The organism is Acidovorax sp. GW835-FHT14G06, from assembly GCF_058793595.1.
Window position 1 is genome coordinate 59,163 of the sequence record NZ_JBXAGA010000010.1, and the last position, 14,204, is coordinate 73,366.

The following is a 14,204-nucleotide window of genomic DNA, read 5'->3' on the forward strand; positions in this document are numbered from 1 at the left end:
CCCACGCGGCGCTGGTGGCACCGACCCATTCATTCATCCACCTTCTTGAAGGAGACAAACCATGACCCGTTCCATCCACGCCACCCGCCGCTTCGCGCTGTCGGCCGCTGCAGTCACCGCCCTCGCTGGTATCGGCCTGCTGGGCAGCAGTGCGGCGCTCGCCCAGGCTTACCCGAGCAAGCCCGTCACCATCGTCGTGCCCTTTGCGGCAGGCGGCACCACCGACATCCTGGCCCGCATCATCGGCCAGGCGCTGACCACGGAGCTGGGCCAGTCGGTCATCGTGGACAACCGCGCGGGCGCGGGCGGCAACATCGGCGGCGCCATGGCGGCCAAGGCCCCGGCAGATGGCTACACACTCTTTATGGGCACGGTGGGCACCCACGCCATCAACGCCAGCCTCTACAAGAAGATGCCGTTTGATCCCATCAAGGACTTTGCCCCGCTGACGCGCGTGGCCAATGTGCCCAACCTGCTGGTGGCCAACCCGGCACAGCCCTACAAGACGGTGAAGGAGCTGATCGCCTACGCCAAGGCCAACCCGGGCAAGGTCAACTTTGGCTCCTCGGGCAACGGCAGCTCCATCCACCTGTCGGGCGAGCTGTTCAAGAGCCTGGCCAAAGTGGACATGGTGCACGTGCCCTACAAGGGCAGCGCCCCGGCCGTCACCGACCTGCTGGGCAACCAGATCGGCATCATGTTCGACAACATGCCCTCGGCCATTCAACACGTGCGCAGTGGCAAGCTGGTGCCCATCGCCGTGACGACGGCCAAGCGCTCGCCCGAGCTGCCCAACGTGCCCACCATTGCCGAAGCCGGTGTGCCGGGCTACGAGGCCACGTCGTGGTTCGGCATGTTTGCACCTGCAGGCACGCCTGCGCCGGTGCTGGCCAAGCTCAACACCGCACTGGTCAAGGTCTTGAACCAGGCCGAGGTGAAGAAGAAGATCAACGAGCAGGGCGCCGAGACCTACAGCGAAACGCCCGAGCAGTTTGCTGCCTTCATCCAGGCCGAGTCCGTCAAGTGGGGCAAGGTCGTGAAGGAGTCTGGGGCGAGCCTGGACTAAGAGCGGCTAACAAAACCCTTCTGGCGTCGTTGCCGCGTCTTGTCGTACTACTCGTACTGCCTGCGACGCGGCGCCTCGCCAGAACCGCTGCGCTGGGTTTTGTTATCCGCTCTAAGCGCAGTCGAGATTTTTGCAGCTACCAAATTGATAGCTGCTACCGCTCATGCATCGGGCGGTAGCAGCTATTTTCGTTTCACATTCGGGTCGGCGGGATCACTGCACCCGGTACACACGCCCCGTCTGCGCGCCTTCCACGCTGCGCTGGTAGGCCAGCGCCACGCGCTCGGCAGGCACCGGCTCGAACCCCGGGAAGAACGGCCCGTAGCTGCCCATCGACTCGGTCAGTACCGTGGGGCTGATGGCGTTGATGCGCAGGCCGCGCGGCAGCTCGATGGCGGCGGCAGCCACAAAACCTTCGATGGCCGCGTTCACGGCCGTGGCGCTGGCGCCGTTGCGGATGGGCTCAATCGACAGGATGCCCGCCGTCAGCGTGATGGAGCCGCCATCGTTCAGATACTTCTGGCCGACCAGCGCCAGCTGCACCTGGCCCAGCAATTTGTCCTGCAGGCCCAGGTTGAACTGCTCGGCCGTCATTTCCGCCAGCGGGCCAAAGTGCAGGTTGCCTGCGGTGCTCACGATGCCATCGACTTTGCCCACGGCTTCGAACAGTTGGGCAACCGCGCCTGGCTGCGAGAAGTCCGCACGGTGCGTGCCGCTGCTGCGGCCCACGGTGATCACTTCGTGGCGTGGGCCCAGGTTGGCCAGCACGGCCTGGCCGATGGTGCCGCTGGCGCCGATGAGAAGAATCTTGGACATGGTGTTTTCCTTGGGTGTCAAAAAGGGTTGATGAGGAACTGACAGCCCGATTCTTTTGCTAATCAGTAGGAACATAAAGTACCTGCAAGTTATGCTTGTGCTAACCATTGATTAGGAATTGAGGGAGTTGCCGTGGACAAGCTGCGCAATATGGAAGTCATGGTGGCCGTGGTGGAGGCCGGCAGCTTTGCCGCTGCCGCGCGCCAGCTGCAGATATCCGCCGTGATGGTGGGCAAGCACATCCAGCAGCTGGAGACGCACCTTGGCGCGCGCCTGTTCCAGCGCAGCACGCGCCAGAACAGCCTGACCGAGGTGGGCGCCGCGTTCTACGACGACAGCAAACGCGTGCTGGAGCAGGTGCGTTGGGCCGAGTCCGCCGTGGAGCGCAGCCGCGCCGTGCCGCAGGGCCTGCTGCGGGTGAGCGCGCCCTTCACGCTGGGCAACCACGTGATCGCGCCGCTGGTGGCCGACTTTCTGCAGCGCCACGACCAGGTGCGTGTGGACCTGCAGCTCACCGACAGCGTGGTGGATCTGGCAGGCGAGGGCTTTGACGTGGCCGTGCGGATTGGCCAGGTGGTGAACGAGGGCCTGGTGGCGCGCCCGCTGCGCCCCTACCGCATGGTGATTGCCGCAGCACCCGCGTACCTGCAGCGCCACGGCACGCCCGAACGCGCGGCCGACCTGGCGCGCCACCAGTGCCTCAGCCACTCGGTGTGGCAGCGCCGGGTGGAATGGACATTGCGCGACGGCAAGGAGGAGTTCTTCTGGCCCGAGAACGCGCGCTTTGTGTGCAACCAGGGCGATGGCCTGCGCCAGGCGGCGTTGCGCGGCCTGGGCCTGATCATGCAACCCGAGGTGCTACTGGCCGACGACCTGGCCAGTGGCGTGCTGGTGCCGGTGATGCAGCACTGCCTGCCCGTGCCGCGCCCGATGCACCTGGTGTATGCGCCCGACCGGCGGCAATTGCCCAAGCTGGCGCGGTTTGTGGAGCATGTGGTGGGCGCGCTGGGCGCAGCCTGAGCGGTGCTGGTCAGGCTTGTGCGCCGGGGCGTGCAGCTGGAGACCTGGGGCCTTGGGCGTGATGCCCAGGGTCGCTCACTCCACGGCGTCGCGGGGCGCCACGGGCCCGATCTTGAACACGCCGCTCACCCGCGCGCAGGGCACGCCATCAGCTGTGACCAGCCCTTGCGCAAACACCAGCGAGCGCGTGATGCGCAGCGGCTCGGCCTCGCCCTCCACCCAGGCGCCCAGCGGGGCGGGGGCCAGGTAGTCGATCTGCAGGCTGATGGTGGGCAAGAAGCGGTCCGACACCTGATCGCTTTTGCGGTGCACCGACAGCGGCACCAGCATGTCGCAGAACGTGGCCATCATGCCGCCGTGCAGGTTGCCCATGGGGTTGGTGTGGCGTGGCTCCACGCGAAAGCCGAACTTCACCACGTTGCCCTGGTGCAGCACATACAGCGGGCCGTTGTGCTGGATGTAAGGGCCCCCGGCCACCAGCGGCGTAAAACCTGCGGGGATGGGGGCGGTGGTGGCGTTCTCGGGGGCGTGCGTCATCAGCGGGCTTCCTTTTCAATGTCGTTGGCAAAACTGGCGTCCTGCAGGCTGCTGCGGGTGGCGTCACCCTGCAGCCAGCCGCCGTACACCGTGCGAAAGTCGGCCTCGATCTGCGCGAGCGGCATGTCGTCAAACGCGCCGCGCTGGTGCACGTATTCCATGTGGCGTGCGCCCGATTGGTCGAACGGGTGGTAGATGGAATCGTTCTCGCCGTCGAACTCCAGCGGCAGCAGGCCAAAGCGCTCGCACAGCTCGATGTTGAAGGCGGGTGTGGCCTTGCGCCAGGCGCCATCGAGCCAGATGTCGGTGTAGCCATGCCAGATGAAGAGGTCGGTCTTCATGGTCTCGCGCATGCGCTCGGTGCTCAGGTGGTTGCGCACATCGGCAAATCCCATGCGCGCCGGGATGCCCGCCGCACGGCATGCGGCCGTCAGCAGCGCGGCCTTGGGCACGCACCAGCCGTAGCCGTTGGCCAGCACGGTGCTGGCCGTCATGCCCTGGGGCGACAGGTCGATGCGGTAGGGGTCGTAGCGGAAACCATCGCGCACGGCCAGGTACAGGGCCACGGCGCGTTCGCGGTCGGTGGCGCCACGCGCGTGTTCGGTGGCGAAGGCCTTCACAGCAGGGGCGTCGCTGTCGATGAGGGCCGTGGCGCGCAGGTGGGCGGGCGTGGGGGCGCTGGTCATGGTGGGTTGTCTCCTGCAGTCTGACGGGAACCAGTGTGCGGGCCCCGGGCTCTGGATGCTGTCACAGGTGCGCCAGCCTTGCTGTGCCAGGGCTGGATGCCTTGGTCACACCCGCCATGCGGGCAGCTCCCAGTTGCGCCACACCGCCAGCCCGCGCAGCCCGGCGGTGAGCAGCATGCAGACCACCAGCGGCGCCCAGTCGGGAGCCTGCATCTGGCGCAGGGCCACGTCGGCCCAGCCGCCCGCAAACGCGCACAGCGCATAGGGCCGGTGGTCGCTGAAGGCCTGGGGCACCTCGTTGCACAGCACGTCGCGCAGCACACCGCCAAACACGCCGGTGGTCACGCCCATCATCACGCTGATGATCGGCGGCATACCGATGGCGGTGGCAATGTCCACGCCCACGGCGGCGAAGAGGCCCAGGCCGATGGCGTCGGGCAGCAGCATGGCGCGCTCGGTGGGCTCAAAGTGCCGCTGGCGCATGAACAGCATGGCGCCAATGCACAGCGCCAGAATGCCCCACACAAACTCGGTGTGGCGAATCCAGAAAAAGGGCCGCTGGTCCAGCAGCAAATCGCGCAGCGTGCCCCCGCCAAATGCGGCCACAAAGGCCACGATACACACGCCCACGGCATCCAGCCGCTTGCGCGCGGCGGCCATCACGCCCGACAGTGCGAAAGCCACGGTGGCGGCCACTTCCAGCACAAAGCGCAGGGTGTGCACCCAGGGGGCGTTGAAGATCAGCGAATCCATGGCGACGATTGTGCCGTGGCCGCTGGCGATTCCAGGGGGGTGGCTAGCTATATATTTGATAGCTGCAGCAGCAGAAAGTAGTAGCGCTTGGGCGCATATTGAGCAAAAAGATGCGCGGATTGGGTGTTGCGTGTCCGGTGGGCCCTGTTCGCGCCCGGTGCTGAGCCTGGCTGCGTGCACTCAGCGCAGCAGGCCCTCGGGCAATGCGCAGGCCACCAGCGCCAGCACACATCCGCCCAGGCCCAGCCACCCCAGCCGCAGTGCCCAGCGCTGGCTGGCCTGGGGCCACAGGTTCATGGCCAGCACCAGCAACCAGCCCAGCACCATCCATGCGGCCAGCACCAGGGCCACACCGGCGACCCAGCCAGCAGCCAGGCTGGCGGTGGTGGTCTGCAACAGCAAGGTGCCCAGCGCCACCGCCTTGGCGCGCCATCGCGCCGCCCCCGTGGGTGTGTCATCGCCCCACGCACGGGTGGGCACTGTGCGGGCCCAGCAGGCCAGTGCCACCAGCGAGGCCAAGGCGGCGGAAATGCCCAGCAGTTCGTTCATGCGGTCTCGGAGGGCTGTGGGTGGCGTGGGGTGTGACGGGCGCGGCTGCGATGGCCCAGGCCCCGGGCCCCCAGCCGGTGGTGCAGCGGCCGCGCGCTGCTGCAGGCTGCTGCCGTGCAGAGCATGGCCGCCACCCAGCCTTGCTGCAGCCCGGCCTTGGCTGCCAGGCCGGCACAGGCCAGCCCTGCCAGCAGCCACAGCAGGGCGCTGGTGCGGGGCGCCCAGGTGCGCACCGTGGCCGCAGGCAACCCGACAAAAAACGACAGCAGCAGGCCCAGCATGCCGGCCGATCGAGCTGGCTCAACCGCCACGATGTGCGACAGACGGAATGACTCCACCGCCAGCGCCGCGCAAAGCCAGAAGGGCAGGTGCGCCAGCGGTGCCAGGGGCCAGGGGCGGCCCGTGTGGGACACCACATGCCGTGCCGCCGCCGGGGTGATCGCAATGGACGGGCGACTCCCCCGGCGCCGATGAGCCTGCTGCACCCGCTGCGGGCCCATGAACGCCGCCACGCCCGCACAGGCCAGACCTGTGACCACAAGGCCCAGGGCCATGGCGGGGGCCAGGGCGCTACCGAGTGCCAGGCCGGTGAGCGCTGCCACAGCCAACAGCGCCCCGGTGCTGCCCAGCGCCACCCGCCACAGCGCCAGCGTGCGCAGCGCCCACGCGGCCAGGGCCGACATCAGCAGCCACACGGCAATGAGCACCCACACGGTCCACACGGGCCGCTGCGCCAGCGGGGCCAAGCCCGCAGGTCTCCACAGGTGTACGAACACCGCCACGAGGAGCGCGGCGGGCACGGTGGCATGCAGGGCCAAAAAGAAACGTTGCATGGTGGGTGTGGTGTGGAAGGTGGGGGCTGATGCCCGTCAGCCCGCCGCGATGGCGTTGCCTGCGGACGCCGGATGTGCCGCGTCGGCCTCGCGCCTGCGCTGCTGGCGCGCATCCAGCCAGATCAGCGTGCCCGAGATCGACAGAAACGCCGGGGTCATGCCCAGAAAAAAATACAGCCACTTGAGCGCCAGCCCGCCAAAGTCGCCAAAGTGCAGTGGCTCCATCAGGCTGTTGAACAGCGACCAGAAGCCCGCCGTGCGTGGGTCGTGCACCTTCTTGGGAATGCCTGTGACGGCATGGATGTCCACCCGCGCGGTGCTGGCCAGGTGGCCGCTCAGGTTGCCGGTGAAACCCGCCTCGGCGGTGCCTGTGCCCCAGCGGCGCAGCGACACATAGCGCGCCTCCAGCCCCGGCACGGCCTGCTGGGCGGTAGCGTACATCGCATCCAACGACTGCATGGGCGCGGGCTCGCTGCCCTCGGCCTTGCGCGCGGGCTTGGCGGTTGTCAACGTGGCAGGGGTGGTGATGAACTTGTAGCCCTGCTCGAACAGCGGCGCCAGGCCCATCCACGCGCCGGTGGTGGCTATCAGGATGTGAAAGCCCAGCCCCCAGATGCCGGCGGACTTGTGCAGGTCCGACATCACCACGCGAAAGCTGCGGCCCCAGCGCTGGGTGAACAGCTCGGCCAGGATCTTGCGGTGGATGACGATGCCGGTGGCAATCAGCACCAGCATGGCCGCGCCGAAGAACCCCACGATCCAGCGCGGCCCGAAGAACAGGAACACATGCAGCATGCGCAGGTACTGGCCGAGCTGGCTGTCCACCGGGCCCACCACCGTGCCGGTGTCAGAGCGCAAGGCCACCTTGGTGCGCGTGTTGGCAGGCGCGCCGCGCTCGCGCACGAACGCGAAGTAGCTGGGGTTGACGGCATCCGGCAGCGCGATGGTCTCCACCGTGGCGCCCGGGTAGCGGGTGTGCAGCTGCGTGAGCACCGCGTCGAGCGAGGCAGGGTTTTCAGAGTGTGGCAGCTTGGCCAGTGAGGGGTTGGCCCACAGGTCGATCTCGTTCTTGAACACCACCACCGCGCCCGAGAAACACACGATGAACAGCAGCAGCCCCGTGACGATGCCCGCCCAGGAGTGCAGGGTGAAGAGGCGGTTGAGCGTGCGCTGGCTGGTCATGGCGTGTGGGCGGCGGGGTGGGGGCGCTGCGTCAGAAGAAGTACGTCACACCCAGGCTGAAGCTGCGGGGCAACGCGGGCGAGACCACGTTGGCGTTGATCGCGCCGTCGTAATACGCCTTGTTGAACACGTTCTTCACGCCCGCCGTCACGCGGTAGTTCTCGCCCACGTAGCTGAGGGACGCATCGGCCACAAAGTACGACGGCAGAGTGAAGGGGTACGAGCCGATCTGCTCGCTCACATACCGCCCTCCCAGGCCCAGCGTCACGCGCTGGACCTTTGGCAACTTGTACGTGGCCCAGGCGGTGAGCGTGTGGCGTGGAGTGAGGTTGAGCGGCAGGCCCACAATCGCCGCGTTGTTGTCCCGCGTGACCTTGCTTTGTGTGTAGGTGTAGGCGCTGGTGATCTTCCAGCCGTTCTTCAGGTCGGCGCCCAGCTCCAGCTCCAGCCCGCGCGCGCGCTGCTCGCCGGTCTGCACGCTGAAGCCGGTGTTCACCGGGTCGGCGGTGGTCACGTTCTGGCGCACCAGGTCGAACACGGCGAGCGCGCCGGTGATCTGGCCACCGGGGGCCTCGTACTTCACGCCCGCCTCCCACTGCTTGCCGGTTTCGGGCACGAAGTTCGATCCACCAAACGTCAGGCCCGACTGGGGCAGGAAGGACTCGCCATAGCTGCCATACGCGGCCCAGCCCGGCTTGAACTCGTACACCAGGCCGGCAGACAACGTGGTGGCGTTGTCCTTCTGGCGCGTCTGTGTTTGGGCCACGCGGTTGTTGGTGTCGTTGGTCGACCAGTCGCGACGCAGGCCTACCAGGGCCGTCCAGCCCTGGCCAAACTTGATCTGGTCCTGCGCATACAGCCCGGCCACGGTGAGCTTGGAAGGCGCGTCGCTGGTCAGCGCCTCGGGGCAGGTGGCCTGCATGCCGTACACGGGCGCGAACAGGTCCAGCGCTCCGATGCGGCAGGTGCGGCTGGCCAGCAGGCTGGTGCCGCTGCGCACATCCAGGCCCGTGACCAGCTGGTGCTTTACGCCCAGCGCCTCGAAACGTGACAGCAGCGAGGTGTCGGTGGCCAGCAGGTCGTAGTCCATGTACTGGCGCGAGGCCTGGCGGTTCTGCAGCCGCTGGTTGGCCTGCAATGCCTGGTTGGAGACGAAGTTGCCCGTGCCCTTCTCGGTCTCGTAGCGCACGTTCTGGCGGAAGGTCATGGCATCCGACAGGCGATGCTCCAACGCATAGCCCACGGTGGTGCTTTCCACGTCATACACACCGAAGCTCGGATCGCCCGTGAACATCGTGCGTGACAACGTGCCATTGCGGTTGGGCAGCACCGTGCCATAGGGCGTGATGCCCTGCTGGCGCATCCACTCGCTGCGGCTGTAGGTGGCAAACAGCACCAGGTCGGTCTGCGCGCCCAGGTCGATGGAGAGCGACGGCGCAAACCACCGGTCCTTGCGATAAACGAACTGTGTGGGATCGTCGGCGTTCGAGACCTGCGCATTGATGCGCAGTGCCGTCTTGCCCGATTCGGACAGCGGCCGGTTGATGTCGGCCTGCAGCGTGCGCTGGCCGAAGCTGCCCACCTCCACACCCACCTCGTTGATCGCCTCCTTTTTGGGCCGCTTGCTCACCGCATTGACAATGCCGCCCGGCTGCACCTGGCCATACAGCACCGAGGCTGAGCCCTTGAGCACTTCAAAACGCTCGTAGCCATACGGCTGCAACTTGGCCCACATGCCAGGGCTTTGCACCAGCCCGTCAACCAGGATGGATTCGGTGGAGCGAAAGCCCCGGATGTTCAGGTCGTCAAACCCCCGGCGCCCAAAGTTGACCGGGCTGACCCCCGCCACGGTCTGCAGCGCCTGCTGCACATTGGTGATCTGCCGCGACTCCATCTGCTCGCGTGTGACCACGCTGATGGACTGCGGCGTTTCCAGTCGGCGCATGGGCGCCTTGCTGGCGGTTTGCGCCTCCACGGGCGCAAAGCCCATGTCTTTTTCGGTGCTGGCGTTGATGCGGACTTCCTGCAACTGAGGGGCGGTGGCTGCGGCCGGGTCGGAGTCAGGAGTGGCGACCTGCTGGGCCGTGGCGACTTGTGCCACACACAAAGCGAGGGGCGTCAGGGCGAACAAACGGGCCTTTCGGGCCGTTGATGAGCAAGTGTGGGCGGACAGCGAACAATGCGCCGCGCGTGAAGGCAGAGAAGACATGAGGGTCCCGATCAAGGTGAGCAGACAGCAGACGCTGGGGTGCTGGCTCACGTGATTTCTCGGGACGCTGGCTGGCGGAATTAGTTATTTTAATGCGAATAGTTATCGTTTGTTTCTTGGGTTTGATCAGAGTGTGTCCGTCGCCCGTAGCGCCGCAGGCGGGGGAGTGGGGGAGGTGCGGCGAAGGATCATGGTTGTAGCCCAGCCCGCAGCCGCCTTGCGCACACTGGCCTGCACTGGCTGGCGGTGCTGACCAAAAGGAATGGGAGGATAGGAGAGGGAGGATCTGGCCGTGACCGGGCAGCAAATCGATTCGCTGTTTTCCGGTTGCCGCTCGCGCTTCAGCGTGAAGAATTGATGTGGTGCATTTACTATCAAAATAAGAGCAATTGGCGCTTTATTTGAAAGCGATATCGCCTATTTTTGATCGAGCTTCTGAGCACTGGCGGCCCCATCGCTTCTCACCGTATCGTCTCCCCCACCATACCCCGGGTACTCCGCCCCCGCCGCATTCATCGCCGCACTCTCCTGTCGCTCTTTGGCCATCTGCTCGGCGAACTGGTTGCGCCCTTCGCGGGCCACGGCGATGAACTTGGCGCGGTCCTTGTGGTGCGGGTACATGCGGTCGGCCAGTGCGATGTTGTGGGTGCGAAAGCGTTGGGTGATGGCCGTGGCTTCTGCGGTTGGGCGGCCCATCAACTCCAGCACGGTGTGCGCGCTTTTGAGGCTGGCTTCAAACAGCTCGCGCTGCACCAGCGTCACGCCCAGGTCGCGCAGCTTGTTCCAGTGGCTGATGTCGCGCGCGCGGGCCACGATCTGCAGTTGCGGGAAGTGTTCGCGCGCGAGCTTGGCGATCTTGAGGGATTGATCCGCATCGTCCACGGCAATGACGAGGATGCGTGCGCGTTCGGCCCCGGCGATGCGCAGCAGATCGAGCCGCGTGGCGTCGCCGTAGAACACGCGGTAGCCAAAGGTGCGGGCTACTTCCAGCATGTCCACGCTGTGGTCCAGCACGGTGGTGGGGATGCCCTGGGCCAGCAGCACGCGCGAAACGATCTGCCCGTAGCGGCCGAAGCCCGCGATGATGATGGGAGCCTCTTGGGGCTCGGAGATTTCCTCGGCCTGGGGCCCGGTCTTGAGCTTGGCGTAGCGGCGCAGCAGCACGCGGTCCAGCAGCACCAGCAGCAGCGGGCTGATCAGCATGGACAACGCCACCGCGCCAATCAGCAGCGAGGCGGTTTCGGCCGGGAATACGCTGGCGCCCGCAGCCGCCTGGAACACCACAAATGCAAACTCGCCGCCCTGGGCCAGCAGCAGGGTGAAGACGGGGCGCTCCTGGTAGGGGATGCCGACGATCTTGGCCAGCGTGTAGATCACCACGGCCTTGGCCGCGAGAAAGCCGACCAGAATGGTCGCCATGAGCCAGGGTGAGCGCAGGATGACGCCAAAGTCGATGCTCATGCCCACGGCAATGAAGAACAGGCCGAGCAGCAGGCCCTTGAAGGGCTCGATGTCGGCCTCCAGCTCGCGCCGGTATTCGCTGTCGGCCAGCAGCACGCCGGCGAGGAAGGCGCCCAGCGCCATCGACAGGCCCACCAGCACCATCAGGTAGGCAATGCCCACCACCAGCAGCAGCGCGGCGGCGGTGAAGATTTCGGGGGTATTGCTCTTGGCGATCCAGCGCAGCACGGGGCGTAGCAGCAGGCGCCCGCCCAGGATGATGGCGGCGATCACGCCGACGATCTTGAGCACCTCCAAAACCATCTCGCCCGGTGTGTGGCCCGCGCCTTCGCCAGCGGCCGCGCCCAGCACGGGCAGCAAGGCCAGGATGGGGATGGCCGCCACGTCCTGGAACAGCAGGATCGAAAAGCCTGCCTGGCCGCTGCTGTTGCGCATCAGGTTGCGCTCGGCCAGCACCTGCAGCGCAATCGCCGTGGACGACAGCGCCAGGCCCAGTGCGCCCACCAGGCTCACGCGCCAAGGCAGGCCCGCCAGTGCACCCAGCGCAAACAGCAAAGCGGCGCAGCCCAGTACCTGGGCCGTGCCGGTCCCAAAGATGGGGCGACGCAGTGCCCACAGGCGGCTGGGTTGCAGCTCCAGCCCCACGAGGAACAGCATGAGCACCACGCCGAACTCGGCAAAGTGCAGGATGTCTTGCACGTTGCTGACCAGCCCCAGGCCCCAGGGCCCGATGGCGATGCCCGCCGCCAGGTAGCCAATGATGGCGCCCAGGCCCAGCGCCTTGGCAATGGGCACGGCCAGCACGGCGGCGGTGAGGTACAGAAAACCGTAGGTGAGCCAGGTGGGGGCGTGTTCCATGGATGGGAGTGCGCTTGGGGGTCGTCGTGGGGTGGGCAGGAACACCGTGCGCCCAAGGGTGGGGCCGGTGTGGCCGATTCTGGCACTGCGGCAAGGCTCTGGGGCGGTCACCGGGTGAAGGGTGTTGATTGCTCTTGATTTGATAGCTGTCAAGGCATGATCGTGTAGCGCATGCGGCTGTTTTTATGCAGATCATGGTGCATGCGGCCCTGCGTTGCTAAGATGCGGGCCCTTCTTCGCACACAGGCACGGTGACCCATGGATTTGCAGACTTGGCTGGCTTTTTTTGCGGCGTCTTGCCTGATTGCGGTGTCGCCGGGCTCAGGGGCCGTGTTGTCGATGAGCCATGGCCTGTCCTTCGGGGTGCGCAAGACGGGCGCCACCATCCTGGGTCTGCAGCTGGGGCTGTTGCTGATCTTGCTGATTGCCGGTGCGGGCGTGGGCTCGCTGCTGCTGGCGTCCGAGGTGGCGTTCAGCATCGTCAAGGTGCTGGGTGCTTGCTACCTGATCTATGTGGGCTTCTGTCAGTGGCGAGCGGGCGATAAGTCGCCGGTGAAAGGGGACGAGGAGACCCCGGCGGGCACCTGGCAAAAACGCTGCCTGACCGGCTTTCTGACCAACGCCACCAACCCCAAGGGCATCATCTTCATGGTGGCCGTGCTGCCCCAGTTCATGACCGACACGCGCCCGCTGTGGACGCAGCTGCTGGTGATGGCCGCCACCACGGTGACGGTGGACGTGGTGGTCATGCACGGCTACGCTGCGGGGGCGAGCGCCCTGCGCCGCCTGATGCGCAGTGCGCGGGCCGTGCGGGCGCAAAACCGTGTGTTCGGCGGCTTGCTGATGGCGGTGGGAGCCGGGCTGTTCTTTGTCAAGCGCGGCGGCCAGCACGCCTGAAACGCCTGAAGCGCGCTTGGCGCCACTGGGCTGTCTGGATGGTGCTTCGATTTTGATAGCTGCTGGCGCATATGAAATATGCGCTTGGAGCTGATTTGGCTTGTATTTTCATGGACCTGCAGATTCCAAGGAGCTTGTCATGCCAGTAGTTGTTGTCGCCAACCCGAAGGGCGGCGTGGGCAAGTCCACGCTGTCTACCAACATCGCGGGCTACTTTGCCAGCCAGGGGCATCCCGTGATCCTGGGCGACACCGACCGGCAGGAGTCCGCCAAGCTGTGGCTCGACCTGCGCCCGCCCGCTGCGCGCCTCATAGGCAGCTGGGACACCAGCTCGGACGTGATCAGCCGCCCGCCCAAGGGCACTACGCATGCGGTGCTCGATACCCCTGCCGGGCTGCACGGCTGGCGCCTGAAAGATGTGCTCAAGCTGGCTGACAAGATCATCGTGCCGCTGCAGCCCAGCGTGTTCGACATCTTTGCCACGCGCAGTTTTCTGGACCAGCTGGCCGAGCACCGCCGGGCGGAGGGCGTGCAGATCGGTATCGTCGGCATGCGCGTGGATGCGCGCACCAAGGCGGCCGAGCAGCTGCACCACTTTGTGGACAGCCTGGGGTTTCCGGTGCTGGGCTATCTGCGTGACACGCAGAACTACATCCACCTGGCAGCACACGGCCTCACGCTGTTTGACGTGGCCCCTGGCCGCGTGGCGCGCGACCTGGAGCAGTGGCAAGGGATCTGCACTTGGCTCAATTCTTGAAGGACAGCGTGAAGCACAACGCAAAACCAAGCCCCCGGGAAAACACCTGTCACCCGGCAGACAAGGCGCGCCTGGGTGCGGGGCTACATTGCGACGATGAAAATCTTCCGCTCTTACTCCGAAGTCAGCGCCTGCGTGGGCCAGGAGGTCGCCGTGACCGACTGGATCACCATCACGCAGGAACAGGTCAACCTGTTTGCCCAGGCCACGGGCGACCACCAGTGGATCCATGTGGACCCCGAGCGTGCCAAGGCTGGGCCGTTTGGTGCGCCCATCGCGCACGGGTTTCTCACGCTGTCGCTGATCCCGCAGTTTTTCGAGACGGGGCTGACCATCGAGGGTGCGCGCATGGGCGTGAACTATGGGCTCAACAAGGTGCGCTTTACGGCTCCGGTGCCAGTGGGCAGCCGCTTGCGCGCGCGCCTCGCGCTGCAGGCTGCCGAGCCCGTGGCGCCCGATGGCATGCAGATGACCTGGCTGGTGACGGTGGAGCGCGAGGGCAGCGACAAGCCGGTGTGCGTGGCCGAATCGCTGGCGCGCAATTTCGGCGCCCCGGCCTGAGCCTGGTCGCCATCGGGCA

At 66.3% G+C, this 14,204-nt stretch carries 14 protein-coding genes; 5 read left to right on the plus strand and 9 right to left on the minus strand.

The features are described 5' to 3' along the window. Nucleotides 1-61 precede the first annotated feature (61 nt). Nucleotides 62-1,066, plus strand: coding sequence for a Bug family tripartite tricarboxylate transporter substrate binding protein (locus AC1Q64_RS18200; protein ID WP_492252305.1), 1,005 nt, complete (start codon nucleotides 62-64; stop codon nucleotides 1,064-1,066). Between the two features lie 213 nt (nucleotides 1,067-1,279). On the opposite strand, the gene AC1Q64_RS18205 is transcribed toward AC1Q64_RS18200, so the two are convergent. Further along, the gene (locus AC1Q64_RS18205; protein ID WP_492252306.1) at nucleotides 1,280-1,882 is read right to left on the minus strand and encodes a short chain dehydrogenase; all 603 of its coding nucleotides are present in this window, start codon (nucleotides 1,880-1,882) and stop codon (nucleotides 1,280-1,282) included. Nucleotides 1,883-2,014: 132 nt separating this feature from the next. Between AC1Q64_RS18205 and AC1Q64_RS18210 the strand changes: the two genes are divergently transcribed. After that, entirely contained in the window at nucleotides 2,015-2,902 is an 888-nt protein-coding gene (locus AC1Q64_RS18210; protein ID WP_492252307.1) for a LysR family transcriptional regulator, read from the plus strand. Between the two features lie 75 nt (nucleotides 2,903-2,977). Here the strand turns inward: AC1Q64_RS18210 and AC1Q64_RS18215 are convergent, their stop codons facing one another. The 8 genes from AC1Q64_RS18215 to kefC form a co-directional block, all read right to left on the minus strand. Further along, entirely contained in the window at nucleotides 2,978-3,439 is a 462-nt protein-coding gene (locus AC1Q64_RS18215; RefSeq protein WP_291433793.1) for a PaaI family thioesterase, read from the minus strand. Continuing rightward, entirely contained in the window at nucleotides 3,439-4,125 is a 687-nt protein-coding gene (locus AC1Q64_RS18220; RefSeq protein ID WP_291433795.1) for a transglutaminase-like domain-containing protein, read from the minus strand. Before AC1Q64_RS18220 ends, AC1Q64_RS18215 begins: the two co-directional genes overlap by 1 nt. 105 nt (nucleotides 4,126-4,230) lie before the next feature. Next, nucleotides 4,231-4,878: a trimeric intracellular cation channel family protein gene (locus AC1Q64_RS18225; RefSeq protein ID WP_492252308.1), complete on the minus strand. Its 648-nt coding sequence runs from the start codon at nucleotides 4,876-4,878 to the stop codon at nucleotides 4,231-4,233. 180 nt (nucleotides 4,879-5,058) lie between these two features. Beyond that, nucleotides 5,059-5,427: a hypothetical protein gene (locus AC1Q64_RS18230; RefSeq protein ID WP_492252309.1), complete on the minus strand. Its 369-nt coding sequence runs from the start codon at nucleotides 5,425-5,427 to the stop codon at nucleotides 5,059-5,061. Further along, nucleotides 5,424-6,260: a hypothetical protein gene (locus AC1Q64_RS18235; RefSeq protein ID WP_492252310.1), complete on the minus strand. Its 837-nt coding sequence runs from the start codon at nucleotides 6,258-6,260 to the stop codon at nucleotides 5,424-5,426. Before AC1Q64_RS18235 ends, AC1Q64_RS18230 begins: the two co-directional genes overlap by 4 nt. Before the next feature lie 36 nt (nucleotides 6,261-6,296). Continuing rightward, on the minus strand, nucleotides 6,297-7,442 hold the full coding sequence (locus AC1Q64_RS18240) for a PepSY-associated TM helix domain-containing protein (protein WP_492252311.1): 1,146 nt from the start codon (nucleotides 7,440-7,442) through the stop codon (nucleotides 6,297-6,299). Nucleotides 7,443-7,473: 31 nt separating this feature from the next. Then, on the minus strand, nucleotides 7,474-9,651 hold the full coding sequence (locus tag AC1Q64_RS18245) for a TonB-dependent siderophore receptor (protein ID WP_492252312.1): 2,178 nt from the start codon (nucleotides 9,649-9,651) through the stop codon (nucleotides 7,474-7,476). Between the two features lie 417 nt (nucleotides 9,652-10,068). Next, a complete protein-coding gene (gene kefC / locus AC1Q64_RS18250; protein WP_492252313.1) occupies nucleotides 10,069-11,970 on the minus strand; it encodes a glutathione-regulated potassium-efflux system protein KefC in 1,902 nt (633 codons plus the stop codon). Nucleotides 11,971-12,228: 258 nt separating this feature from the next. Here kefC and AC1Q64_RS18255 point away from each other — a divergent pair, with 258 nt between their 5' ends. From AC1Q64_RS18255 to AC1Q64_RS18265, 3 genes are all read left to right on the plus strand, one after another. Further along, complete coding sequence (locus AC1Q64_RS18255) at nucleotides 12,229-12,867, plus strand: LysE family translocator (RefSeq protein WP_291433805.1); 639 nt, start codon at nucleotides 12,229-12,231, stop codon at nucleotides 12,865-12,867. A 139-nt stretch (nucleotides 12,868-13,006) separates the two neighbouring features. Further along, the gene (locus AC1Q64_RS18260; RefSeq protein ID WP_492252314.1) at nucleotides 13,007-13,624 is read left to right on the plus strand and encodes a nucleotide-binding protein; all 618 of its coding nucleotides are present in this window, start codon (nucleotides 13,007-13,009) and stop codon (nucleotides 13,622-13,624) included. 96 nt (nucleotides 13,625-13,720) lie between these two features. Next, complete coding sequence (locus AC1Q64_RS18265) at nucleotides 13,721-14,185, plus strand: MaoC family dehydratase (RefSeq protein WP_492252315.1); 465 nt, start codon at nucleotides 13,721-13,723, stop codon at nucleotides 14,183-14,185. Nucleotides 14,186-14,204: the final 19 nt, after the last annotated feature.